This window comes from Polyangium mundeleinium (genome assembly GCF_028369105.1).
Lineage (GTDB): Bacteria > Myxococcota_A > Polyangia > Polyangiales > Polyangiaceae > Polyangium > Polyangium mundeleinium.
The window spans coordinates 8,941,532-8,964,046 of record NZ_JAQNDO010000001.1; the positions used below are offsets into that span (position 1 = coordinate 8,941,532).

At 67.3% G+C, this 22,515-nt stretch carries 32 protein-coding genes; 15 read left to right on the top strand and 17 right to left on the bottom strand.

Annotation, left to right across the window (positions count from 1 at the left end; all coding sequences use genetic code 11):
• Nucleotides 1–162: 162 nt before the first annotated feature.
• The 6 genes from POL67_RS35385 to POL67_RS35410 all read right to left on the bottom strand — a co-directional run bounded on the left by POL67_RS35385 (nt 163) and on the right by POL67_RS35410 (nt 5,587).
• Nucleotides 163–1,512, bottom strand: a complete 1,350-nt coding sequence (locus POL67_RS35385; RefSeq protein ID WP_271925044.1) for a hypothetical protein — start codon at nt 1,510–1,512, stop codon at nt 163–165.
• Between the two features lie 544 nt (nt 1,513–2,056).
• Complete coding sequence (locus POL67_RS35390; protein WP_271925045.1) at nt 2,057–2,671, bottom strand: hypothetical protein; 615 nt, start codon at nt 2,669–2,671, stop codon at nt 2,057–2,059.
• A gap of 12 nt (nt 2,672–2,683) precedes the next feature.
• Nucleotides 2,684–3,148 (bottom strand): hypothetical protein, encoded by a 465-nt coding sequence (locus POL67_RS35395; RefSeq protein ID WP_271925046.1) that lies wholly within the window; start codon nt 3,146–3,148, stop codon nt 2,684–2,686.
• Nucleotides 3,149–3,153: 5 nt separating this feature from the next.
• Entirely contained in the window at nt 3,154–4,497 is a 1,344-nt protein-coding gene (locus POL67_RS35400; RefSeq protein WP_271925047.1) for a hypothetical protein, read from the bottom strand.
• A gap of 53 nt (nt 4,498–4,550) precedes the next feature.
• Nucleotides 4,551–4,826, bottom strand: a complete 276-nt coding sequence (locus tag POL67_RS35405) for a hypothetical protein (RefSeq protein ID WP_271925048.1) — start codon at nt 4,824–4,826, stop codon at nt 4,551–4,553.
• A complete protein-coding gene (locus POL67_RS35410; RefSeq protein ID WP_271925049.1) occupies nt 4,823–5,587 on the bottom strand; it encodes a DUF6065 family protein in 765 nt (254 codons plus the stop codon). The genes POL67_RS35405 and POL67_RS35410 overlap by 4 nt, the downstream gene beginning before the upstream one ends.
• A gap of 54 nt (nt 5,588–5,641) precedes the next feature.
• Here POL67_RS35410 and POL67_RS35415 point away from each other — a divergent pair, with 54 nt between their 5' ends.
• From POL67_RS35415 to POL67_RS35440, 6 genes are all read left to right on the top strand, one after another.
• Nucleotides 5,642–6,151 carry a hypothetical protein gene (locus POL67_RS35415; RefSeq protein ID WP_271925050.1) on the top strand — a complete coding sequence of 170 codons (510 nt, stop codon included), beginning with the start codon at nt 5,642–5,644 and terminating at the stop codon, nt 6,149–6,151.
• Nucleotides 6,148–7,494: a hypothetical protein gene (locus POL67_RS35420; RefSeq protein ID WP_271925051.1), complete on the top strand. Its 1,347-nt coding sequence runs from the start codon at nt 6,148–6,150 to the stop codon at nt 7,492–7,494. The genes POL67_RS35415 and POL67_RS35420 overlap by 4 nt, the downstream gene beginning before the upstream one ends.
• Nucleotides 7,495–7,613: 119 nt before the next feature.
• The gene (locus POL67_RS35425) at nt 7,614–7,757 is read left to right on the top strand and encodes a hypothetical protein (protein WP_271925052.1); all 144 of its coding nucleotides are present in this window, start codon (nt 7,614–7,616) and stop codon (nt 7,755–7,757) included.
• 166 nt (nt 7,758–7,923) lie between these two features.
• Complete coding sequence (locus POL67_RS35430; RefSeq protein WP_271925053.1) at nt 7,924–8,244, top strand: hypothetical protein; 321 nt, start codon at nt 7,924–7,926, stop codon at nt 8,242–8,244.
• 41 nt (nt 8,245–8,285) lie between these two features.
• Nucleotides 8,286–8,567, top strand: coding sequence for a hypothetical protein (locus POL67_RS35435; RefSeq protein ID WP_271925055.1), 282 nt, complete (start codon nt 8,286–8,288; stop codon nt 8,565–8,567).
• Entirely contained in the window at nt 8,564–8,815 is a 252-nt protein-coding gene (locus tag POL67_RS35440) for a hypothetical protein (RefSeq protein WP_271925056.1), read from the top strand. The genes POL67_RS35435 and POL67_RS35440 overlap by 4 nt, the downstream gene beginning before the upstream one ends.
• Here the strand turns inward: POL67_RS35440 and POL67_RS35445 are convergent.
• The 10 genes from POL67_RS35445 to POL67_RS35490 form a co-directional block, all read right to left on the bottom strand.
• Nucleotides 8,802–9,389, bottom strand: a complete 588-nt coding sequence (locus tag POL67_RS35445) for an RAD23 family protein (protein WP_271925057.1) — start codon at nt 9,387–9,389, stop codon at nt 8,802–8,804. The genes POL67_RS35440 and POL67_RS35445 overlap by 14 nt on opposite strands.
• Nucleotides 9,390–9,429: 40 nt before the next feature.
• Nucleotides 9,430–9,735, bottom strand: coding sequence for a hypothetical protein (locus tag POL67_RS35450; protein WP_271925058.1), 306 nt, complete (start codon nt 9,733–9,735; stop codon nt 9,430–9,432).
• A gap of 12 nt (nt 9,736–9,747) precedes the next feature.
• Nucleotides 9,748–10,443, bottom strand: coding sequence for a transglycosylase SLT domain-containing protein (locus tag POL67_RS35455; RefSeq protein WP_271915034.1), 696 nt, complete (start codon nt 10,441–10,443; stop codon nt 9,748–9,750).
• A complete protein-coding gene (locus POL67_RS35460; protein WP_271925059.1) occupies nt 10,440–11,261 on the bottom strand; it encodes a hypothetical protein in 822 nt (273 codons plus the stop codon). The genes POL67_RS35455 and POL67_RS35460 overlap by 4 nt, the downstream gene beginning before the upstream one ends.
• Nucleotides 11,255–11,860 (bottom strand): hypothetical protein, encoded by a 606-nt coding sequence (locus POL67_RS35465; RefSeq protein WP_271915038.1) that lies wholly within the window; start codon nt 11,858–11,860, stop codon nt 11,255–11,257. Before POL67_RS35465 ends, POL67_RS35460 begins: the two co-directional genes overlap by 7 nt.
• The gene (locus POL67_RS35470; RefSeq protein WP_271915040.1) at nt 11,857–12,576 is read right to left on the bottom strand and encodes a hypothetical protein; all 720 of its coding nucleotides are present in this window, start codon (nt 12,574–12,576) and stop codon (nt 11,857–11,859) included. Before POL67_RS35470 ends, POL67_RS35465 begins: the two co-directional genes overlap by 4 nt.
• 87 nt (nt 12,577–12,663) lie before the next feature.
• The gene (locus tag POL67_RS35475; RefSeq protein ID WP_271925060.1) at nt 12,664–14,394 is read right to left on the bottom strand and encodes a hypothetical protein; all 1,731 of its coding nucleotides are present in this window, start codon (nt 14,392–14,394) and stop codon (nt 12,664–12,666) included.
• Nucleotides 14,391–14,636 (bottom strand): hypothetical protein, encoded by a 246-nt coding sequence (locus POL67_RS35480; RefSeq protein ID WP_271925061.1) that lies wholly within the window; start codon nt 14,634–14,636, stop codon nt 14,391–14,393. Before POL67_RS35480 ends, POL67_RS35475 begins: the two co-directional genes overlap by 4 nt.
• A 327-nt stretch (nt 14,637–14,963) precedes the next feature.
• A complete protein-coding gene (locus POL67_RS35485) occupies nt 14,964–15,740 on the bottom strand; it encodes a hypothetical protein (protein WP_271925062.1) in 777 nt (258 codons plus the stop codon).
• A 49-nt stretch (nt 15,741–15,789) separates the two neighbouring features.
• Nucleotides 15,790–16,464, bottom strand: a complete 675-nt coding sequence (locus tag POL67_RS35490) for a hypothetical protein (protein ID WP_271915048.1) — start codon at nt 16,462–16,464, stop codon at nt 15,790–15,792.
• Between the two features lie 128 nt (nt 16,465–16,592).
• Between POL67_RS35490 and POL67_RS35495 the strand changes: the two genes are divergently transcribed.
• The 9 genes from POL67_RS35495 to POL67_RS35535 all read left to right on the top strand — a co-directional run bounded on the left by POL67_RS35495 (nt 16,593) and on the right by POL67_RS35535 (nt 20,532).
• Nucleotides 16,593–16,952 carry a hypothetical protein gene (locus POL67_RS35495; protein WP_271915049.1) on the top strand — a complete coding sequence of 120 codons (360 nt, stop codon included), beginning with the start codon at nt 16,593–16,595 and terminating at the stop codon, nt 16,950–16,952.
• A 364-nt stretch (nt 16,953–17,316) separates the two neighbouring features.
• Nucleotides 17,317–17,754, top strand: a complete 438-nt coding sequence (locus tag POL67_RS35500; protein WP_271915051.1) for a hypothetical protein — start codon at nt 17,317–17,319, stop codon at nt 17,752–17,754.
• A 78-nt stretch (nt 17,755–17,832) separates the two neighbouring features.
• Entirely contained in the window at nt 17,833–18,288 is a 456-nt protein-coding gene (locus POL67_RS35505; protein ID WP_271915053.1) for a hypothetical protein, read from the top strand.
• Nucleotides 18,285–18,932 carry a CHAP domain-containing protein gene (locus tag POL67_RS35510; RefSeq protein WP_271925063.1) on the top strand — a complete coding sequence of 216 codons (648 nt, stop codon included), beginning with the start codon at nt 18,285–18,287 and terminating at the stop codon, nt 18,930–18,932. The genes POL67_RS35505 and POL67_RS35510 overlap by 4 nt, the downstream gene beginning before the upstream one ends.
• 1 nt (nt 18,933) lies before the next feature.
• Nucleotides 18,934–19,200 carry a hypothetical protein gene (locus tag POL67_RS35515; RefSeq protein ID WP_271925064.1) on the top strand — a complete coding sequence of 89 codons (267 nt, stop codon included), beginning with the start codon at nt 18,934–18,936 and terminating at the stop codon, nt 19,198–19,200.
• A gap of 348 nt (nt 19,201–19,548) precedes the next feature.
• The gene (locus tag POL67_RS35520) at nt 19,549–19,845 is read left to right on the top strand and encodes a hypothetical protein (RefSeq protein WP_271925065.1); all 297 of its coding nucleotides are present in this window, start codon (nt 19,549–19,551) and stop codon (nt 19,843–19,845) included.
• The gene (locus tag POL67_RS35525) at nt 19,842–20,039 is read left to right on the top strand and encodes a hypothetical protein (protein WP_271925066.1); all 198 of its coding nucleotides are present in this window, start codon (nt 19,842–19,844) and stop codon (nt 20,037–20,039) included. The genes POL67_RS35520 and POL67_RS35525 overlap by 4 nt, the downstream gene beginning before the upstream one ends.
• A gap of 3 nt (nt 20,040–20,042) precedes the next feature.
• On the top strand, nt 20,043–20,258 hold the full coding sequence (locus tag POL67_RS35530) for a hypothetical protein (protein ID WP_271925068.1): 216 nt from the start codon (nt 20,043–20,045) through the stop codon (nt 20,256–20,258).
• Nucleotides 20,259–20,301: 43 nt separating this feature from the next.
• On the top strand, nt 20,302–20,532 hold the full coding sequence (locus tag POL67_RS35535) for a hypothetical protein (RefSeq protein WP_271925070.1): 231 nt from the start codon (nt 20,302–20,304) through the stop codon (nt 20,530–20,532).
• Here POL67_RS35535 and POL67_RS35540 read toward each other — a convergent pair.
• Nucleotides 20,529–21,536 (bottom strand): tyrosine-type recombinase/integrase, encoded by a 1,008-nt coding sequence (locus POL67_RS35540; protein ID WP_271925071.1) that lies wholly within the window; start codon nt 21,534–21,536, stop codon nt 20,529–20,531. The two genes, POL67_RS35535 and POL67_RS35540, sit on opposite strands and share 4 nt — an antisense overlap.
• Between the last annotated feature and the right edge of the window lie 979 nt (nt 21,537–22,515).

Genomic DNA, 22,515 nt, shown 5'->3' on the forward strand with positions numbered 1-22,515 from the left:
GACGAGAACCTGCCGTAGAGCCTTGTAATCGTGTACCGTGACGACATCAGGCCCACAGCCCGCCGGAGCGAGGATAGTCTGCTCTCCCCCTGGGACATGGTGGCCGTGGAAAGATACTTTTACCTTGGTTTTCATCGCTCGACGTCCGGTTCACCCAACCAGTCAATCGAAGTAATGTTCGATGGCCTTAAGCCAGTGGGGAGAGTCCGCGTAGACTTTCTGGTATGCCTTCCAGAGCTTGGGTAGTTCATCGGCCATGATACCTTTCGTAGCCTCGCGCAGCTTGTTCGTCATCACCGTGTGCGCCTCGCTCGACAGGATCACCGATGGTCCATCCAGGGAGTTGAGACCGATGCCCTCCATCTTGGCCGTCTCGTAGATATGATGCGCTTGACACTTCCGTTCATACCCCTTCGTGAAGTGCCGCATCACCCGAAACGGCCCGATCACCTCCGCCTTGGCGAGCGCCTGCGTCAACTCCTCGCCAAACTCCTCCGCCAGGTACTTCGCCGCATCTTCCGACAGCTCGCTCACGTCCTTGATGACGACGTTCTCCCCGCGTTTCAAGGCCTCCGACGTCGCCTTCATGAACCTGTTGCCGAGCGCCATCGCCACGGGCGAGAACATCACGGCCGCGGCCGCCGCCTGGAGCCGCGGGTCGTTCGGCCCGTCCGCGTTCATCCCGCCGACGATCCCGTATTCCTTCCCGTCGGGGCGATGCAGGTCCTCGTTCATTTGCAGGTTGAAGATCGCCCCCGCGATCACCACCTGCTCCAGGATCGCCCCCGCCCGCGTCTTCTTCGGCCGCGCCGGGCAGCCCTCCTTCGTCTGCTCGCACGACGTGACGTTCAACGGCTTCCGGTCTGCCGTGTCCACGCGCTGTGGGAGCGCGCCGCCTCGATCCACGAGCCCGTGCTCCTTGTCCGCCCACTTCGCCTCTCGCTGCGGGAGAATGGGCTCGCTCGATAAGACGCCTTCCCGCGGCAAGACCGGATCCTGCTGCTTGGCCGGGGCCGAAGCACGCGGAGGCGGCGGGCCCTCCTTCGGCTGCGGAACGCGATGTTTCTCGACGCGCTTCTCGACGCTGCCCTCGTCGCCGCCGCCTTTACGTTCCTCGTCGCCGCCGCGCTTGCCGGGCGCTTTGCTCGCGCTCCCGTCTTCCGCTTTCGTCTCTTCTTTTTTCGGCGCCTCCTTCGCCGGCGCCGGTTTCGGCGGCGGCGGCGGTGGCGGGCATTTCAGCGTGTTGTACGGGATGGGTAAAATTCGCACGCTCTCTGGCGGGGCATAGGGATCGTAGCGAAAGATGGCGCGCCCCTCGACCTTCCGCGCGAACTCCACCCGGCTGCGCGTGGTCCACACCTTCGCCGACCCATTCTCATAGGCCCACACCGTCAGGCCGGGCGGGACGTCCGGTGGCTTGACGCAGACACGGAACTCCAGCGCGTGCGCGGGCGAAGCGCAGAAAAGAAGAGTCAGTGCCAGCAGGGGCGAGGTGAAGGAACGAGCGCGCATACGACCTCCCACGCCGACGGTACCAGCGCCCCAAATCCGACCGGAAGCTTCTTCACAAATGCGAAAGCCCCGCAGCCGCCCGGGTCCTCCGCCGCGACCCCTCCCCGCCGAAAATCCCGTGCCCCGTTTCCCGCTGTCGGCAAGCTCCGCGACATCGTCGGCAAGCTCCGCGACATCGTCGACAAGGTCCAACGACATCGTCGGCAAGATCAACGACCACGTCGGAAGGCTCCGCGACATCGTCGGCAAGGTCCAACGACATCGTCGGCAAGCTCCGCGACATCGTCGACAAGCTCCAACGACATCGTCGGCAAGATCAACGACCACGTCGGAAAGCTCCGCGACATCGTCGACAAGCTCCAACGACATCGTCGGCAAGATCAACGACCACGTCGGAAAGCTCCGCGACATCGTCGGAAGGCTCCAACGACATCGTCGGAAGGCTTCGCGACATCGTCGGAAAGCTCCAACGACATCATCGGCAAGGTCCACGACCTCGTCCGCGCGCTCCCTCCGGACGCCCAGGGAGCGCCCTCCTTGCACTTCAATGCAGCGTGCAGGCCATCCGGACGAACGATCCGCCGTCGCCCCATTCCATCGCGTGCGCTGTTTTCTTCGCGAAATGGGCGGTCACGAAGCCGAGCGGACGCGGGTGGTCCGGAAGCGCCTCCTCTTCCAGGCTGACGTCGACGCTCTCGATACACGCCGCGCCCTTGTCGACACGGACCTCGTAATACAACGCGTGGATCCGCGCGTCGGTCGACGTCACGCCGTCCACTTCGAGGGAGATGCGCGCATTGAGCTCCCGGAGACGAAACAACATCCCCGACGCGCCCGGACGACAGATCGGCAGGGCCCACAACCCACCGGGCCTCGGTGGTCGGTGCATCGTCCATCCGTGCAAGGGAAGAAGCGCAACCGGATTCGCGCCTGCGCCGAGCGGCAGCGCCTGCACAGCGGACCACCCGCTGCCATCGAGAAGAACAGGGAACTCCTTGCTCCCGAGAACTCCCGCCTCGGCCACGTTGCGCGGCCCATACAAGGAGGCGACGTTCCGCAACGAGCCGTCGGCCATCCACGCGAACAGGGATTGCCCGGTATTTCCAACGACCGGATCGTCCTCGTTCGGCCCCAAGGTCGCCTTCAAGAAGTTCCCCATCGGGGCGCTTGCTCAGCCGCGTCGTGCGAGCTGGTTTTCCCGGGGTCCCGAGGACGTCCCTTCCTCGTAAAGGTCCGGCTTCGGACGAACCGGCCCGACGTCCCCCCCGGGCCCGGACGCGCACAAGACGACGGGCTCCTCCTCCTCGGCGGACGCGTCCTTCGCCCGCGGGGGCGCGCAATGACCATAGAAGACGAGCGCGCCGCGGGGCCGCCGAATGACCTCGTGAACATGTGTCAGGGAGAGCTTCGGCATCTCGGCGCGCCGCAGGGCGAGCGGGCCCGTCAAATTGAAGACGGCCGTCTCGACACGTTCGAAATCCATGGGGCAGAAGACGAGCCCTCGATCCGGCAAATGTGCGACGCGACAAGCCAGGATGTCGTGCGAACGGGGATCGGCCAGCGTGTCCTTCGGGAGCGCCGGGTTCCACGCGACCTCCAGGGCAGCGCCCGTCCTCGGATCCACGCGGGCGGCCATGCGATTCACCGCGATGAAGACACCCCCGCGCGGATCGGGGCTGCCATCCCGAAGGGCGAGCTCGATCGGATCGGTCTCCGTCGCTTCGATCCACGCGAGCGTGGGGTTCGTCCGAGCGACGTCGACGAGACGGCGCGTGAATGCGCCGACGCGAGAGTCCGCGAAATCGATGGGGGCGCGGAGGTCGCCGCGGACGGCTTCGATCTGCTCTCCGCGCCGCCGGAGGTCGAAGTCGTCCCCCGTTCCTCGGGCTTGTCGGCGGCGGGCACGTGAAATGTCTTGCCGCCGTCGCGCGTGAGGGCGAGGCCAATCGATTCGAATACGACGGCCCCTTCGGCCATCGATCGAAACAGAATGTCGGTCGGCGGGACGTCGGGCCACCCTGCGAGGGTCCTCGTCGCGCCGGTCTCCACGTCGAGCAGCAGGGCGGGCGCGCCGCTGCCATAGGAATCCCACACGGCCACGAAGCCGGGCCCCGCGCCGACCTTCGAGATCGCGTTGACCGGCCCCACACGAAACGCCTCGACGAGCACACGGGGCTCGCCCAGGGGGTCGTCGAAGCGATAAAGGGCCCACGCCAGGACGAGCGTGGTGGTTCCGTCACGACAGCTGTGGTGGCTTTCGAGGGGCCCTCGCCAAAGCTTCTCCAGGCTCGACATCAGCTCGTCGGCCTCTTCTTTCGGCAGAATCCGTCGCGCTTTGCCGTTGCTCCGAACCGAGACGATTCCCTCTCGCACCTCGATGACGACCTCCAAGGTCATGTTCGGCCTCCACGAGTGCTCGAGGATCACGTATCGCTCCGTGCTGTCCCCCGCATCGACACACCACGAGCAGCCCTCGGCCGTTGCCGGCGGTAATGGCAGGACGACCTCGGCGGAGCTCGTGTCGGCCCCCGCGGGGCATTGCTGCACGATGGGCACCCCAATGCGCGTCCCCGGGGCGAGGTCCTGCATGATCCGGCAGGCATCGTCCGCGCACGGCCACTCGTGGATGTCCGGCGCGAGCTTGTGAGGGAGCATCGGCGCGCGAGGCTCGGGGACGTCGAAGGCCACTCGGGCTCGGTACAGAAACGTGCCGGCGTCACGCCGCGCCCACGTCACCTCGACGCTCGGCTCGCCCCCGACGCATTCCACCACATGGAGCGGGACACGCGTCCCGTCCGGCTCGATCAGGACAGTGCGACGAAGCTGCTGACATACGGCAGCCTCGTGCTCCTGAGCCGTGCAGTACGGATAGCCCGGTGGTCCCGGCTCCGGCGGCGGCGCGGCGGCACACGCCACCAGCATCGAGCCCACGACGACGAGGAAGGCGAGGAGACCAGCACGAGCAGCGAATGCGGACGACCTCATCGCCCTTGGACCGATCGAAGCATGCCGCTTTGGCCTCCTCCCGCGCCCCGCCCTTACTTCTTCCCGACCTTCTTCTTCAGCGCCGCGAGCTCCGCGTCGATCTCCGCCTCGGCCTTCTTCCGATCCTTCTCGGCCTGCTTTGCCGCCGCCGCGCGCGCCTTCTCCTCGGCGAGCGCGCGCTTTTGCGCTTCCTTCGCCGCGGCCTCGCGCTCCTTCGCCGTCGGCTCCCGCGACGCTTCTTCGACCTTCTCCACGGCCTCTTCGAACAACGCCTTGCCCGCGCTGAACCCGAAGCCGTGCACGATCGCGTCCGTGAGCCGCTTGATCACCGCTTCTTCCCCTTCTTCCAGGCCTTCAGCGCGAGCTTGCGCTGGTGGTCCCGCGCCACCGTCCCGTCCGGCGCGCGGCCGTGCACGTAGTCTTTTTGCCACGCCGCCTGGTGCGCGCTCGAGCCCTCGACCGGCAGCTCCTTGATGAATTGCGAGCGGCTGTTCCGCCATTCGAGGTAACTCTTCGCGACCTCCGGATCGTCGTAGAGCCCGCGTAGCTCCGGCTCGAACGATTCGAGCTCGCCGCGGCGCATCGGCACGATCATCGCGATGGGCTCGCCCCGCTTCCACGTCACCGGATGCTGCGCCCGCGTGAGCTGCCAGTTCATCGTGAACGTCGCGGTGCTCCAGTCCGTCTCGACGAGCCCGTCGAGCGGAGAGGCGCCGTCCTTCGGCATGTTCGCAGGGCCCCGGACGAGCAGGTTGTACCCGGGCGGCGTGCGGAACAGGAACGGAATGGAGAACGTGAGGATCCCGTGCCCGAAATGGCTCATGGCCAGGTACGGCTCGGGCCCCTCGATGTTCTCGATGCACACGCTCTTCAGGGAGCTCGTCCCGTCCCATATGGCCCGCACCGTGTGCGGCGAGAGGACGAGCCAGCCGGCCTGGTTCGCGATGAGCAGCGGCAGACAGCGGTTCGCGAACGCGTCCCGCGTATCGTTCATCCACTCGCGCTGGATGGGCCCCGGGACGATCTCGGGCGGCTCTCCGGTGCTGGTGTGGTAGGCGAGGAAGGGGAGCTTTTCGGACTTCTCGGACATCGGCCGGGACGATCCTAGCAAAGCTCCCCGACCCGGTGGGGACGAAAATTCAGTTTGCTTGCCCAATGGGGCGACCTGACGCCCACCTTCATCGATGAGGCAGTGCAGGTCGCATACGCCGCGCAGCATGAGCGGTCATACAAGATCCCCGTCGGTCTCCCCGCCTCCCGCCGCTGGGCGTATCTCACGACGGACCAGCAAAGTGACCTTCGGCAAAATCTCCAATGGCTGGCGGCGTCGCGACAAGCCGCGGACGAGGCAGCGGGGGAGGCGCTCCACCGAACGGCGGTCGACGTGATGACCGTGTGGTTTGCCAATCCAGGGCGCGACAACTGGCTGAGGATCCGCAAGCATCCGCTCGCCCGCCTTTGCGAGGACTTCGCGGATGTCGCCACGTCAATCCTTGGGCGAGACAAGGCAAAGGCGTCGGGGGTGGTCCCGAAACCCGCGTTCGTGCCGACGCTGCGTGAACGGTCGCAAGGCGAGCAAGAGCAGGTCAAAGCGGGGTTGCAGGGGGTTCTGGCTGTTCTCAAACGCCCGGCGGCGAAAGGAGCGGCGGCATGAGCGCGGAACTCGTTATTGCGAGCATCGCCGTGTTCCTGTTCGGCACGGGCGCCGTGGTGTTCGGGATCAAGCTCCTCGCGGGGCGGAACCGGCGGCCGGTAGCGCGCGCGGTGTTCACGTGTCCGGCCTGCGAGGCGCACGCGTTCGGCTCGAGCGCGCTGTCAGACGGTACGCACACCCGCCATTGCACCGGAGTGCTTTGGGATGGGCGGACGCGCGTGCCGTGCACATTCCGGTGGCACGAGTCTCAGGACTGCATGCACATGGGCGAAATAGGCGCGCGCCTCGCCGTGGGTGACCCAATGGCGCTCTTCGACGGGGGCGGGTACGACCTTTGCGCGAACTGCAAAACGTCGCGCGCCATGCATGGCGCGGACGGTCGGCGCTCGCGTTGCCCGGATGGCTGGAAGGAGCCGGGGCGCGATGCGCTCGAGCTAGGCGCGCGGACAAACGCCGATGGCTCTGGTGACCGCGATCAGCGGGACACGCTCGAGCACGGGCCGGCGTCCGAGGCCCCCGAGCTCGAGCAGCGCCCGCGGACAAACGCCGATGCTGGCGGTGATGTCGACCAGCGGGACACGCACGCCGATCACGCCAAGCTCGAGCCGGCCCCGACGGTCCTCCTCGAGCAGTTTGAGGTGGCCGCCGAGACGTTCTGCCACCAGTGCGACCGGCCGCTTGTGCCGCGGTCGCTGGCCTTCGTGTTGGGCGGCGGCGTGTTCCTGTGTTCGCGACAGTGCACGTTGCACAAGCTGCCGTCTGGGTATGAACTGCGGGAGGAGCGCGACACCGTCGAGGATCCCCCAGGGCCTGACGAGCTCGAGCAGCGCAACACGCTGGAAAGCGCTGGTGCAATCCTGGACCAGCGCGACATGGTGGCTGACGATGACCCGTACGAATCCCGTACGTGGAGCCGCGGAGAGCGCGTATGGGTGCTCCCCTGGGGGCATCGGCAATTTCGGGATGCCGTCAAGCTCGGAAAGGGATGGGTCATCGACGGAGGCGACGGATGGGCGCGGGTGCGTCTGGATGATGGGCGAGAGGTCGATCCGCCGGAATGGGCGCTTGGAGGTCCCTGGGATCCGGGGGACCTTGTGGGTGATCCCGTAACTCCCGAAGGATTCGCGAAGGAGCGTGAATGCGCGCTCAGCGGACACGTGCCACGTGCGGGGGGTGGAGGATTCGTCCCTGGGAGCCCCGAGGCCTGGCACGAGCTCGAGCGGCTCGTCGACGACGCGGAGACCTGCGTCACCCTGCGCGGTGGAAGCGTGGAGGGGGCATGCGCACCGCTCGCGCGACGCATCCGCAGCTTGATCTGGCCGAGACTCGGGGGGGCGCAATGAAGCAGGAGGCACTTTTCGGCCGGGCTGTACCGTCGGTCTGCGGCCATCGACATGCGTCTGGCGTTCGGTGCCACCGCACAGCAACCGCACACGGGGGATGCGACATGGCATTGCCACACATGGCCCTGCGACCGGACGACGATCGCCTCGTGGCGTGGGTCGCAGACGTGTCGCAGTGGTTCCCGGAGCTCGATAACCCCTGGCGAGGTCCCCCGTGGACAACCTGGTCGCCGGACCAGTTCGGGCCGGAGGTGGAGCCGTGAATGCACACGAGCAGCACCGAATCCGAGCGGCCTTCGCCGAGGTCGCATGGAACGGCAGGCATCTAGCCTACGGCGATCGCCCCTATCCTACCGACGCGCAGAAGGTCCACGTGCTCGCCTGGCTTCTCGCCTCGCGGATGCCGTGGTGGGCAAAAGGTGGCCGGTGATGGCCGCCAATTTACTGTGCGAATTGACTGGCGCGCCGTGCTGCAATGAGGCCGGCGAGCGTGAGCGCGAAGCGTCGAGCCGCGCGACGAGCTACGCACAACGCCGCTACGTGGTCCGCAGCGAGCGCACGGCGGCGATGGAGGACTTCTGCGCGGGGTGGAACGCCTACGAGCCGACGAAGGACTGCGACGACGTGGCATGGTCGCACGTGACGGCGAAGTACGGGTACGAGGGGGATTGGGAGGTGGGACGATGGGATTTTCGGGCTGGCTGGGATGATCGGTTTGCCTGGGAACAGCGGTATCAGCGTTCAGCGTGAGCGATGGCCCGCCGCGCCACGCTGAGTAGGTAGGATAGAACATGCAAGGCACGTTAAAACTTCGCATCGACGGGCCCGTATTGCTCGATTGTGGGAATTGCGGCGAGGATATTGACGAACACACAGCCGACACCTTGCGCGGGTGTGCGGACACGCCGTGGGACGATTGGGACGGACCCATCACGAAAGTCAAGGGAGTGCGGATGGGGGTGATTCCTTGTTGTGTGAATTGCGGCGAGCGCCTGGGGGAGCACACGCTTGAAGACTTGCAGGAGTGCATGAACAGCATCCAGGGTGCAACGCAGGAGCTCCTGATCGCGTGAACCCGGACCGGTGTGATCCGGAGGTCTTCTACAGGGGCAGCGTGCTCATGGGGTTTGACGCAACGACGGCCGAGGCGAATCGGTGGGTGTCCGCCTTGGCCGAGGAGAGCGGCCAACGTGTCGACTGGCATTACTTGGGCGGGATGGCTTGCGTGCGGTACCTGGGGTCCCAGGATGCCGTGATCGGCGCGGTGGACAAGCTGCTGCCCACGCTTGCGGGAAGGGTGCTGTTCGTCAGGCGCCCGTAGGGACGCCGGCCGGGTTCCATTCCACCAAGCGAACGACGGCCTCGAGGAGCTGCTCGGGGTCGTCGTTCGCGAGGCCGCGCCCGTTTAGGCGGTACTTGAGGGCCTCGACGGCCTTGTACCGCCGGGCGAGCGCGACCATCCCAGGAAACGTCAACTCCCCCAGCACCTCGAGCGCCTGGTCGAGCTCGTCGCCGGCGGCGAGCTCCTCATCCGCGAACGGAGACGGCGAGGGAGGCCGCGACCATGCCGGACCAGGGCACGGGGACGGGGGCGGCGCGACGTCGGACGCTGGCCCCGTCGAAGCACTGCTCGTCGGCGCGCCCGCGGAGCTCGAGCTCGTCGGCGCGCCCGCGGAGCTCGAGCTCGTCGGCGCGCCCGCGGAGCTCGAGCTCGTCGGCGCGCCCGCGGCCTGGGTGGGCGCGGGGCGGTCGAAGAGCGCCACCATGAAGGTGACGATCTCCTCCACCGCGGCGAGGTATTGGCGGCTCGCGTCGGCGTTCAGCAACCGTGCCTCGGCGTCAGCGCGCCTCGCGTTTGCGAGCAGGTAGCAGCGGAGAGCTTTGAGGGTCTTCATGGGGGCGGCTCCTTTGGGGGTCAGTTACGTAGTACGAAACTCACTGCGGCGGACACGCCTCACCCGAGCACGAGGAGCGGCATTCGGGGCCTTCGACGCGCTTGATCACGCAAGCGCCGTTCTCGACGCACCATTCGTGACACTCGAGGGGCGTTCCACGGCAGACGCCGCGCTGGTCGACGCCGCACACGTCGCCGACCTTCTGTCCCTCGGCGCAGCAGCTCGGGGCCGAGCCCCCGCTCGCGCTCGCGGCATCGACCTGCGGCTCGGAGCTGCACGCGGTCGCGAGCGGGAGCAGCACGACACCAAGGGAAAACCCAATAAGTTGAACCTTGACCTCTTGCATAGGTGGCTCCTTTCAGATGAGGATCGGGGGGCGTTGCTTCGCTGCGAGGTAGACGCGCTTCACGTCGTCGTCGACGTCGCTCGCGGTGACCTTGTCGTCCTTGTTGCGGTCGAGGCCCGCATTCTGCTGGTAAATCAGGCGCGAGTAGCGGGCCTTTTTCTTAGCGGCTTCGGAGTCGTCGGCGGGCTTCGCGTTCTTGTCGCCGATCACGTAGCCGCCGGCCTTCCCGACGCTCGCCGGGTAGAACGTTGCGCGGAGGGCTTGTTCTGGCGTCCAGCGGCCGCGCTGGCTCGGGAAGGTCTTGGCCATGTCGCGCCAATAGAGCAGGATCAGGGGCACCTGCTCGGCGGCGCTCATTTGCAGGATCTGCGCCGTCGTCGTGCCATACCGGCGCGCCGTGTCCGCGATCCACTGGAGAAGCCCTGCCGCGACGAGCCGACGTTTGCCGTCGACCATCTGCCAGTTTGCCGCGTCGGGCTTGAAATTGCTCTCGTGCTTCAGGACCGCAAGCACCGCGTTCGGGTCGACGCCGAGCTCGAGGAGGCCGGCCGAGAGCGGCCGTAGAACCGTCTCCACGGGGAGCCGCTCGAGCCCCTCGAACGCCCACACGTTGTAGCCGATCGGCCGCGAGCGCGGGCGCCGGAGGTCGGCGTAACGCCGAGCAGCTCCGACGCCCGCACCCAAAGCCGCAGCGAGGAGGAGGATCAACGGTACTTCTCCAGGTACGCGGCCGGGACGCCCTGCGCTGCGTACCGCTCGAGGAGGTCCAGACGCGCTCCGCCCTTGGTGCGCGCATAGCGGCGCACAGGCTGGAACAGCTGACTGTAGTCGTAGTGCGTCGGCCCGTGCCGCCCACCGACCGTCTGGATCGGCGCGCCGCTCGCGGCAAACCCCCCGTAGTTGACCGCGCCCTTCTCGCGGATCCGCGAGTGCAAGATCCAGTATTTCCAGGCCCCGCAGCGCATGCCCGGGTGCGGCGCCTTTGCGAGCTGCCGGTCAATGCCCGTGTTGAACTTCACGGTAAAGTCCAGCGTCGTCATGTTCGCCTCGTCCTTTTCGTTGTGGACGAGGCCATTGAAGACCAGCCGCCCGTTGCGGCTTGACAGGGCGTACGCGGCATCCACGATCTCCTGGTTCGGCGCCACGCAGTCGCCCACGACGCGACAGGCCTCGACGGTGTCCGCGTAGGAGACCGGGAGACGCAGCGGCCTCCACGAAGCCACGGGCACGAACGCCTGGACGGCGTCCGCCGCCATGGTCACCACGAGATCCCCAACGGGCACTTCGAGCCAGCGGATCGCCGCGTACACGTCGTCGCGGAGCCCCTGCATGAGGTATCCGCCAGCGTGACCCGTCGCGATGGGGCTGAGCAGCCCCACCTTGGGCAGGACCGCGCCCTGAGCCTTCTGCGCGGGTGCCACAGGACGCGCCGGAATCGTGGGGGCCTTGCGAGCCTGCTGGACGAGGCGCGCGCCACCGCCGAGCAGCCATGCAGAGGCGGCGATCGCAAGGGTCGCGCCTACCATGGGGGGATAACCTCAAAGGTCGCAATCTCGCCCGGCGTGAACACGTATTCCTGGAATGGGCCGCATGCGACGAAGCCGCCGTTCGGCGCAGGAATGGACCGGTTGAAATTGCCGAGGTGTGCCTGTACCGCGTTCGTGCTGCTGGGGAGCCAGAGGCCCGACGCGCCCAGTGGACGCTGAAAGCGCCCTCCGGTCGTGCCGATTGTGAGCGTGTGACGAAGGGGGAAGGCTTTGGAAAAGCGCTTCAAATACACCCTGACAACGTAGACCGCCGTCCCCGCGCCTCCCGTGAGGACGATCTTCCCAGCGACGTTGCAAAAGAACGGCCCGGGATCGAAGCGGAAGACCGGCTTGTCCGCCGTGTTGCCGGTGATGACCCACGGACCGCGGTCCTCTTCGGTCTGCGTGTATTGCGGCGTGTACTGCAAGTGTGGGAGGTAGCCGTCGTTGTCGAGCTCCACAGTTCCTGCGCGCCGACGGATGTCGACGTACACGAGATCCCAGCGATCGAGGAGGTTCGCCGCGAGCTTCTCCCGCAAGCCACATTGCACGGTGTAGATGTGCAGGGGGTCCCCGCCCGCGCTCCAAATAGCGCTCATTGCAATCCCGCCTCTGCGCTCGCATCGGCGTCCTCGTCGTCGCCGGTATGCTCGCCGGCCGCGTGCGCGAGCAGGAGAATCACCTCGGGGACCTGCTCTTGCAGGGCCGTGGCCACCTCCGGATGAGCCTCGATCACGTCGAGTGCCGTCCGCGCCGCCTCGGTGCGTTCGAGCCACCCCGTGAAGTCGCCGAACACGCCGCGGATGAGCTCGATCAGCGAGTCGTCGAGCACCTGGTCGTCGGCTTCCTCGAGCTGCGCCTCGAGCTCCGCGGCGCGGCGCTGGGCGAGACGCATTGCGTCCTCGGCTTGAAACCGGAGCTTCCGCTCCTCGCCGAGCCGTGTTTCGAGGTCGAGGTTTTCCTGCGCCCGGATCGCGTACTTGTGCTCTAAGGTCTCGATGAGCTCCTGGTAGCTCCGATCGAGAAAGTTCGCGCGGTTGTGCGCGGTCGTGTCGGCGGCAGCGGTGAACTCGGCCTCCGCTACACGGTCGTCGCCTTTGATGCGGGCTCTGTATGTGCCGGTCCGCGGCTTTTCGAGCTCCTGGACGTTGATTTGTTCTTCGTATCCGTCACTACGACGGTACGTGAGGAGGAGGAAGTTTTGCCCGAACGTATTCGCGACGTGCCGGCAATTTTCCGCAAAACGGGTGAAGCTCTGCCGGGGCAGCAAGTTACCGTCGAGCAGCGGATTGGCGAGTTCTGCGCTGGCGGGCATCGTAGCCTCCGTTTGAGGAAAAGTGCGGGGGCGACCGACACGCCGAGTTGCGCCGGTCACCCCCGCGGCGGCAAACTCATCGCGAGATCAGCAGGTCGAGCACCCTCCGCCGATCCCGCACGCCCCCCCCTCGCACGGCTGCCCGACGGCACACGCCGTGCAGCACGCCGAATCGGTGCGCCCCACGTCGAGCTCGTCCGAATCGTCGGCCCACCCGGCCTGGTCGGAGAGCAGCTCGTCGAGGCCCTCGAGCTCGTCCGAATCGTCGGCCCACCCGGCCTGGTCGGAGAGCAGCTCGTCGAGGCCCTCGAGCTCGTCCGAGTCGTCGGCCCACCCGGCCTGGTCGCCGAAGAGCTGCTCGAGCCCCTCCACGTCCGAGTCGCTCGCCCACCCGATGCTTTCCGGGGTCCCCGTCGAACCGCCGTGGCCAGCGAGGTTCATGAGCTCCGCCTCGACCAGGGCGTTCGGGTCGTATGGGTCCGCGACGAACTGCTGACCGTACGGGTCCGCGACGAACTGCTGACCGTACGGGTCCACGACGGGCTGCATGGCGGCCTGCTGCGGCACGAGCTGCGGGCCCACGGGGGTCTGCATGTACGCGTAGCCCGGAGGCGCGACGGGCTGCATGGCGGCCTGCTGCGGCACGAGCTGCGGGCCCATGGGGGTCTGCATGTACGCGTAGCCCGGAGGCGCGACGGGCTGCATGGCGGCCTGCTGCGGCACGAGCTGCGGGCCCATGGGGGTCTGCACGTACGCGTAGCCCGGAGGCGCGGCGTAGGGCTGCGGCTGCGCCACGGGCTGCGCCGCCCACGGGTTCTGGAAGTCCGACACCGCGGGGGCCATCGGCGTCATGAACGCGTTGGGGTCGAGGCCGGGCACCGGTTGGGTCTGGAGCTGCGCCGCGAATGCGTTCAGGGCCTCGAGCAGCTTGTTCGCGTCGAGGTTCGCCGGGACGCCATTCTGCGCCGTCGCCTGGAAAAACGCGGTGAGCGCCGGCCGGCCTCGCCAGTTGGCGCCGTGGACCTTCGACAGGTTCCCGGCCTTCGTCACGGCTTCCAGCCGCTTCTTGAGCGCGGTCACCTCGTTCTGGCTCTTCGCGCGGCGGATGTCCTCCTCGATTCGCTTCTTCTCGAGCGTGATCTTCGCGTCGAACGCGACGGCCTCGTTCCACGCCTTGAGCGCCGCGTTGTACGCGTCGATCTCCTTCTTCCACTGCGCGTCGGACTTCTTCGCCTGGTAATAGCGCTTCTGGCCCGAGGACCAGGCCTTGTAAAACCGGTCCGGCGGCTTCGGCTTCGGCGGTACGGCGCCCACGCTCGTGAATCCGGTTTCGTCCTGCGGTTTGTCCTGGTCCAGCACCACAACTCCTTTCGGGCAGTCGGAGGCTTCCGCCTTCCGTGGCGCGTCGTCCTTCTTCGGCTTCGGTGGCGCCGTCTTCTTCGACTTCGGTGGCGCCGCCTTCTTCGACTTCGGCGGCGCCATGAGGTCCTGCATCGCTCCCTCGGCGTGAGGGCGAATGACCTTCACGACGGCGGCGTACGGCGCCGCCGGCGTGAACATCGCCGCGTCGAGGGCGCGGTCGAACGCATCCGCGCCGGTGTCCTCGATCCGCTGGTAATTCTTGCCGGCTGCCGGCGGACCGAGACGACGGAGATCCCGCTGCTGCGAGGGCGACAGGACACCCGACGTCTTGGTCTCCGGCTTCGGCGGGGGGCTCGGGGGCTTGGGTTTGTCGACGAGCTTGTCGACGGCGAACGCGCCCCCGAGCCCCCCCGCGACCGCGAGGACCGCAGCGACGAGGATCTGGATAGGGTTCATGCGGCCTCCAGGAAATGCGAAAGGGGCTCGATCCTGACCATTCGGGTGTCGTCCTGGTCGTACCAGCCAGGCTTCGAAGGAGCCTTCATCCCCGCCGGCACCGACGGGTCCCACACGCGCTGGGTGGGCCCGCGTGGGCCGAGCCGCAGGTACGCGTGGGCGACCGTCGTGCCGTTCGGGTGCGTGATCGCGGCGTAGAGCTCGTCCGGGAACTCCGTGAGGACGAGCGCCGCCAAGTCCATGGCCGTGAGGCCCTCACAGTCGTCAATGACGACTGCGTCATCGTCGCCGGGGAGGTACGGGTCATCGCCCCTCCTCGCATTCGGATTCGCACGCACGCATCCGTAACGCGTGGCATTCACGGACCAGGCCGCCCATTCATCCCGTTTGAATGGGCTGGCCTTTGCATCGTCCGCGTACCGCAGCAAGTCCCGGCGATCCCGACACCGCAGAATCAGCGCACGGCGCAACGTGGGCGAGCGGAGGCAATCGCGGACGTTGACTCTCACGAGTCCCGCCACGAGCTCCGCCGCCCCCGCCGCATCCGTGTCCACCGAGACGAGCACGGTTCAGCCGATCCCGTCGAGCGCGTTGATATACGAGGCGCCCATGATCGCGTTTGCGGCCACCTGCTTCGCGGCCCCCTGGTAGTACGCGTTCTTCGCGAACTGGTTGCCGCAGGGGTTCGAGCGCGTGTAGATCGTCAGCAGGACGGCACCCGTGACGGTGCCGTAGTTGAACGGCGTGACCGTGATCGTCGCGTCGCTCGTGAAGTCGACGTTCACCCACGGCGACCAGTTGGCATCGATCGGCCGCGTCTTGTCGCGAGCCTTGATCGTCGGGAAGTCCAAGCCGCGGTTCGCCGTGGCCACCGCTCCGATGGCGCCGTCGTAGCTGACGCGGCTCCGCGACGGCTCGGCGAAATCGATGCCGCCGATATTGAACTCCGTGAACCGGAACGGGACCTGCGTGAGGCACTCGATCTCGGTCACGCGGAACGGCTGGCCGCTGTAGGGCGCCTTCATCGTCGCCTGCGCGCCCGCCGTATTGGCAGGGACGCCGTCCCAGGAGATCGTGATCGGCAGGGTCGGCTGGACGGCCCGCTGCATCTTCCGCTCGAGCGAGAACTTGTGGATCTGCGAGAGGCTCGCGGCCGTGCTCGTCGCGAGCCTGCGGACCTGCGGGACCTGAATGCGTTGCGCCTGGGTCTGGAGCGCCTGAACGTACTTCGGCGCGAGGCTCGCGATTTGGGCGGCGGGCGTCGCGCCGATCTCCTCCAGGATGCCCGCGAGCTCTTTGATACCGACCAGCGCGATCTTCGGCTGCGTGTGGCTGTGGTGGGTCATACCTTCCTATTCGTCTGCATGGGAAAGCGGTTGGGTTATGGGCGTGCCCCTATTCGGGCTCGCCCTCTTCGTCCGGCGGCCCCTCGAGCTCGTCCGGCTCGTCGGGCGCATCCGGCTCGACGCCGCTCACGTCGTGGGGCGCCGGTTCGGGCTCGCCCTGGTCGACGCCCGCGACGTCCTCGACTCCGCGCGTCGTCATCTGCGGCACGGCCTCGCGGCCGTTGCCGAACCATGCGTGGAGGTTTTCGCCCACCTTGGCGTGCAGCGTCCCGCGGAGGGCCTCGCGGATCGCCTTGCGGACGTTGCCCCTGGTGAGCGCGAGGCCAAGACCCTCGAGGGCCACCAGAATGTTGCTGGGCTTCGCGAGCCACTGGAGGATCGGATTGCCTTCGAGGTCGCGAAGGTAAGAGCGGTATGCGGCCCGATCGGCGAAGAACGTGGCCGTGTGCGCCCCGAAGCCGAGCCCCTCGTTCAAGAGGACCGTCTTCCAGTTCTCCCGGACCTGGCGATAGATCACCCGCGTCGTGGCCTTGCCAGCGGTGGCGAGCGCTCGCCCGCCAACGACGGCGCCACGAACGATCGCGCGTCCGGCGGTCTTGCCACCCGCGGCCACCTTCCGGCCCGCGGCGAGGACCATCGCCCGTTTACTGACCTTGCCCGCGCCCGGCGCGCTGGGCTTCGGCGCGGCACGGGCAATCGTTGCTTTCGGAGGAGGCGGAGGCATGGGTCGAATTTTCCCATGCGCAAGCGCTATCGAAGTCCGGCGCGACCCACTTCCGACTTGCAACTGCTAGGCTTGCGCCGCAAGTCGCTTGCGCCCGCAAGTCTGCAAGCGTGAGGTGAGCTATGGCCGTGAATTGCCTTGACGGTCGGTACGATCGGTTCCCCGGGGACGTAACGATTGCGGCTCGTCTTGACACGGTACGTGCCTGTCTTGAGGGCCCGTTTCTCGCGCGCTGCCGCGCCGTCGCTGCACTGCCGACCGTGCAGTGCGTGCGGCTGTTCCCGACGCCGTCGCACCGCAACAATATCCTCCGGATCGCACGTCGTATGCGTTTGAAGGAGCACGACGGCTCGCACGAGAACTGCGCTCGCTGTGCGGTGATTCAGGTGGTCAACGACGCCTCGTTTCACACGCTCGTCCGGGTGGCGAAGCATGAGGAGCCCTCGGACCAACTCGCGGCCGCGGCCGCCTTTGCACTGCACGGATGAGCGTCATACGTGGACTGATCGTGGGTCTGATCGTCTGCGACCGCGCGGTATCCGGGCGCTGTCCTGCCTGTGGCAAGGGCTTCGATCCCCAGTCGGTGCCGTTCTGCGCGTCGTGCGCTCCGAAGGCGCGCGCGTTTTTTCGGGAGCGCGTGGTCCCGACCGTCGAGCGGTTTGCCCGCGGCGTAGATAAGAAGTCGCCGCGCTAGCAAGAGCTACCAGCCGACCGGAATACGATTGCGCTTGCAAGTCGAAGCCGCTGGACACACGGGGGGTTTCGACTTGCGCAAGCGTTACGCCCCGTTTCGCGGGCCATAGTCGACGCTCCTCGGAACCGAGGCTGACCCCTCACAAGGGAAGGAGCGATATGGACGCCCAGGCGGAACGGAATGTGGTGGTGGCCGTGGTGGCCTTTTTCATGGCAGGTTGGTGCGTGGTCCCCACGGACGGGGTGACCGTCGGGACCTATGCGCAGCAACTCGCCATCGAGTCGGTGCAGGCGATCCGGGCGGCGGCCGCGACCGTGGAGCCCGAGACGTTCGGCCGGTGGCTGGCCTCCCACGTGATGCCGAACGACGTGCAGTCCGCGCGGGCGGGGCAGATCGCCAAGGCCATCACGATTGCAGGCGTCGCGGAGGTGCGAACGCAGGCCGCGTTCCAGGTGCTCGGGATCGCGATCGAGGTGCTCGCAAAGCATGACGACGCGGCGGCCAAGGCCGAGCTGCCGAAGCCGACCGAGCACGACGCCGCGGCGGCCAAGGCCGAGCTGCCGAAGCCGACCGAGCACGACGCCGCGAAGTCCTGAACCCCACCTCCTGACCCTCTCGCCGCGCGGGGCCGGCTCTGTCTGTGGGCCGCGTCGGACCCGTGGTGGAGACCAGCCATGCCCCTCCTGTTCCTATTCCTCCTCGGCGTCGGCGGCGGTGGATACGTCGTCTATCGCCTCCTCCATGACCGCGAGCGCGAGCGTCCCGAGCTCGCGCGTGGGAGCGGCTCTGGTGACGGCATCGACGCCGCGTTCCGTGGCGCTCTGCGGGCGACACCGGAGCAAATCGTCCAGGCCACCGAACGCGAGCAGGCCGCCGCGAAGGAGCGGCCCGCGGCGCCCCCGGCGGCCTCGGCGTCGCCTGGGACAACCCCAGCGCCGCCCCCCAAGCCGGCTCCCGAGCGGCCCCTGGAGATCCACGAGTACCACAGCAGACCCCCGCCGAAGAAAGCGCAGGGCGGGGCTGGCTCGAGGTTCGGCGACGCCGCGAGGCGCGCCGCCGAGGCCGCGCAGAGCGCGCCGACGACGAGCGGCGTGGACGCGCCGCGGTCCGGGCGCCGGAGGCGTTCGTGAAGCCGGCCTTGGGGTTCGGCGTGGCCGTCGCGGGCGCCGCCGTCGGCCTGGTCGCCTACAAGCTCCTCGGCGGAACGCGCCGCCCCCGGCCGGCGGCGGCGCCCTCGTCGCGCAGCTCCTCCCCCACGGCGCCACCGCTCGGAGGTGGTCCCGCTCTGCTCGCGGCCGCGCAACGCGCCCTGCGGCAGGGCGTCGCTGAGACCTTTGCGAACACGGGGCCGGTCGTCGACCGCTACCTCGCCGCCGTGGGGATCTCCCCACCCGCCAACTGGTGCGCCGCGGCCGTGACCGCGTGGATGCGCGAGGCGTACATGGGGCTCGGTGGTCCGCCCCCGATCGCCGGTGGCGCCCGCGCGAAGGCCTTCAAAGAGCAGCTCGAGGCGCGCGGAACCTGGATTCCCGCGGCGAAGCTCACCGCCGCGAAGGTTCGCCCCGGCGATATCGCGGTGTGGCACCGCGGCGACCCGGGCTCGTGGATGGGCCACATCGGCGTGGTCGAGAGCGTCGACCGCGATGGGAAAGGCTTCCACACGATCGAGGGAAACAGCGGCACGAAAAGCGATCGCGTCGCATTGATGTACCGCACGTTCGCGGACCCGCGGCTCCTCGGGATTGGCTCGCTCGACCCTCTGCTTGTGGTGTGACATGGCGAAGCCCAAGAAAACGAAGCGCCGCGTCTTGATCCTTTCCGGGCCCGACCGTGGGCGAAAAGCCTATGCGGACCGCGTGAACACGCTCCTCGAATCGTGCCGGGTCTCCCTGGTCGAGAAGGGGGAGGAGCGCACCTACTTCGTTTCGCTCGATGCCGTCTCGTTCGACGACGAGCTCGAGGCGAAGCCGATAGACTACCCCGGCCTGTCCCCCTCGCAACAACGCGAGCTCGAGGCGAGCGGGTTCAGGATCATCGAGTGACATGGGCTCCCACGACGAACCCGAGCCTACGCCGAACCTCGTTCTTGCCGTGCGAAGCATGGGCACCGAGGCCCCGTGGGAGCACTACCCACTGTCGTTGCCCGCAGTGCCCAGGGCTGGCGACACTGTTCTCGTGCGAAAACACGGCCTGGCCGCCAAAATCAGAACCGTCGTATTTGACGACGCGGGCTCCTATTGGTTGTGGGCGAGGTTCTCCGCCCCGATCGAGACCTCGAAAGCCTCGCGACGGAAGCAACCTCGGAGCTTCGCGCCGAGTTGAGGGCCGCGATGCAAGCTCGACGAGACTGACGTTTTACGAAACCGTTCCGCGACGAAAAGGAGACTCCCATGGCCGATAAATCCGACACCCCGCTTTTCACCCTCGTGCTCGACGATCCGGAGTGCCTGATCCTGCTCGACACCGTCACGCGACTCGCGCAGCTCGATAGCGACGGCGTCAAGTTCCCGCCCGGCGTCAAGCCCGCGACCCACCACAATGTCGCCGTGGCCGCGCTCCGCCAGGGGCTCAAGGCGTTGGCGACCAATGCTGTGTCCAAGCAGCGCGCCGGTGTGCTGGTCGTGGACAGGACGCCGAGGATGGGCATGCCGTTCGCGCCCGATTGGGTCTCGGGCGTCGACTCGTGACCAAGACTGCTCCCCAGCCCAAGAAACCGTCGCCGTATGGGTTCCTCGCCCTCTGCGCGCTCGCGCTCGTGCTCATCAACCCAATCGGCCTCGTCTCGGGCTTGGTCGACCGGGATCCCGAGGTCGGCATTCTGGTCGGCCTGACGATGATGCTGGGTGGGTTGGTCGTCGCCTGGTTCAACACGGAGGACTGAACGGTGCGCTACCAGAAAGACGACCGCGTGCGACTGCGCCACAACGGCAAGGTGGGGCGGGTGCTGGTCGACAACCGCGACGAGCCGGGCTGTCACGCCCTCGTGTGGGTCGCCCTCGACCACCTGCAAAAGGATGACGGTCTCGGGAAAATTCTCTGCAACGGGGAGTTCGTGCATTCTGCACTCCCATTCACCGGAGCTCAGCTCGAGCCCGAATAGAGAGCGCTCGACAGGCGGCCCGTGGTTACGTATTACGTAACGCATGGGCCGCCCTCACCGCGTCGGGATGCTGGATACCAAGGTCACCGCCGTCCGCTTCACGGAGGCCGAGCTCCGCGAGCTCGAGGCGTTCCGCTCGTGGGTCGGCAGAACCTTCGGGCAAAACCCCCCAAGCCGCTCGGCGCTCCTCCGCCTCGCGGCCTCCGTCCTCTACGAGCTGCGCGACGATGATGCGGTCCAGCGGGTGATCAGCGCCGAGCTCGACACGCTCTAGGTCTCTTCATCAGGCCTGCCAAACGGCATCGGCAACTTGTCCACCGCCTGCTCCTTAGCCCTCTCCCCTCGCCGGTCGTAGCGCAGGGTCGTCGTCACGTTCGCGTGGCCGGCGAGCTTCTGGATAGCCGACACGTCACCGCTTTCGTCGAGAAGCGTCGAGATGAAGGTGTACCGGAAGAAGTGGGGGTTCACGTGCTCAATGCCAGCGCGCTTGACGAGTTTGACGACAATCTTCCACACCGAGGTTCCGCGCATGGGGCGCCCCCGCACGTCCTGCCCTCGCCTCGACCTCCCGGGGAACAACGGCCCGGCCTTCCGGCCCCGAACGTCCAGCCACTCGTCCACGATGGGCTTCGCCTCGCGCGGCAATGGCACCCTCCGCCGCTTGTTTCCCTTCCCTAGGACGTCGAGGAAGACGCGCCCGTTCTCCTCCACCAGGTCGTCGAGCTCCAGGCCGGCCACCTCCGCACGCCGGATGCCAGCGCAGTACAGCAGCACGACGAGCGCCGCGTCGCGCTTCCCGCGCCAGCGGCGGCTGTCGCTCTTCGCCGCGTCGATGAGAGCCCGCACCTCGTCGAGCGAAAGGGCGCGGCCCGCCGGAGGGGACTCCCCCCTCACGCGCTCGACGTCCGTCACCCTCTCGAAGTGGTCGCCGTCGATGAGACCGAGCCGCCAGGCGGCGCGCATCGTCTTCCGCACGCTCGTGAGGATGTAGTTCGCCGTCGTGTGCGCGCAGCTCTCCGCGAGGTGTCCGCGAAGGCGCTGCATGTCCTCGTACTGGAGTTCGTGCCACGGGAAGGTCGCGGCGGTCGTCCCCGCCCGGAAGAAACGCGCCACCCGGTTGAGCCGCCCACGCACCGCTTCCCTCGACCTCGGGCTCTGGAGGCCACCGATGTAGACGATGGCCGGGTTCGGCCGTTCCTCGGGCGCGCGCGGGGCTAGGGTCATGCCCTGGACGTTAGCGCCGCACCCGACCACCCCAGAAGTCCCACGCACGTCCACGGGAAGGCACCACACAGCGTGGCGACCACCCCCACCCCAACGGGGCAAGCTCGCTTCCACCCCACGCGGACGAACCCCTCGGACGAACCTAGAAACGGCCCGCGTAGGCGCGGTTCGTCGTGGGGAAACGCGACGCATACACACCCACGTCGACCCGTCAAGGCTTCAGACCCGCCCGCTCCCCCGGCGCTCGCTGTTCTGCAATCCGTAACACCGCTACCCGCACTCCTGCCGTAGGGCGCACTACCCCGCGGTGCTGTCAATAGCTCGTTACAGGGCTCCATCCCACACGAGCGACCGTGACTACACATTCGCATCCGCGTGTCCAGCGTATTCGGGAGCAACGCCGGGTGATGCACTAACCGCCATGACCCGTCGAGCGAGAACGACACTTGGTGGCGGTCGTGCTCCTTATAGGAATCCGGTAGATCTTCGAAACGCAGCGCAGCGCGCGATCGAGGGCTCTTGATTTCCGGACGGGAGCCGTGCACCCTCCGAGCATCCCCGTCGAGACCGTCCTGGTCTTGGTCGGGCGCCATACAAAAAGCTAAACCCTCGGAGCCGGTCCCGCAAAGATTGGGCCCCGAGGGTCTAGGAGGTCTTTGTGTCGCAATCGACCTGTATTGAAGAGTCTACAACACCCGCACGCGGTTCGTCAACCTGTCCCGAGACCGGCGACGCGCAAAGCGGACAGGACACGTCAGGCCTTGGGAAGTTCAAGCCCTGGGGCCCCGTGGCGCGGCTCATCCAGGCCCGTTTTGGGGGCATCACGCAGCACGTGGCGTTTCAGCTCGCAAGGCACACGCCACCTGACGGCGTTTGCCACATGACAGCCCCTGTCATGGCAAAAATCACGCAATGGGGTGAGGTGGCCTGCCGCGCCGCGCTCGCCGAAATCGCCGCCCACGAGTCCAAGCTCGTCACCCGCAAGCGGACCCGGGACGGGTATGTGTACACCTGGAGCAGGGAAGCCTACGTA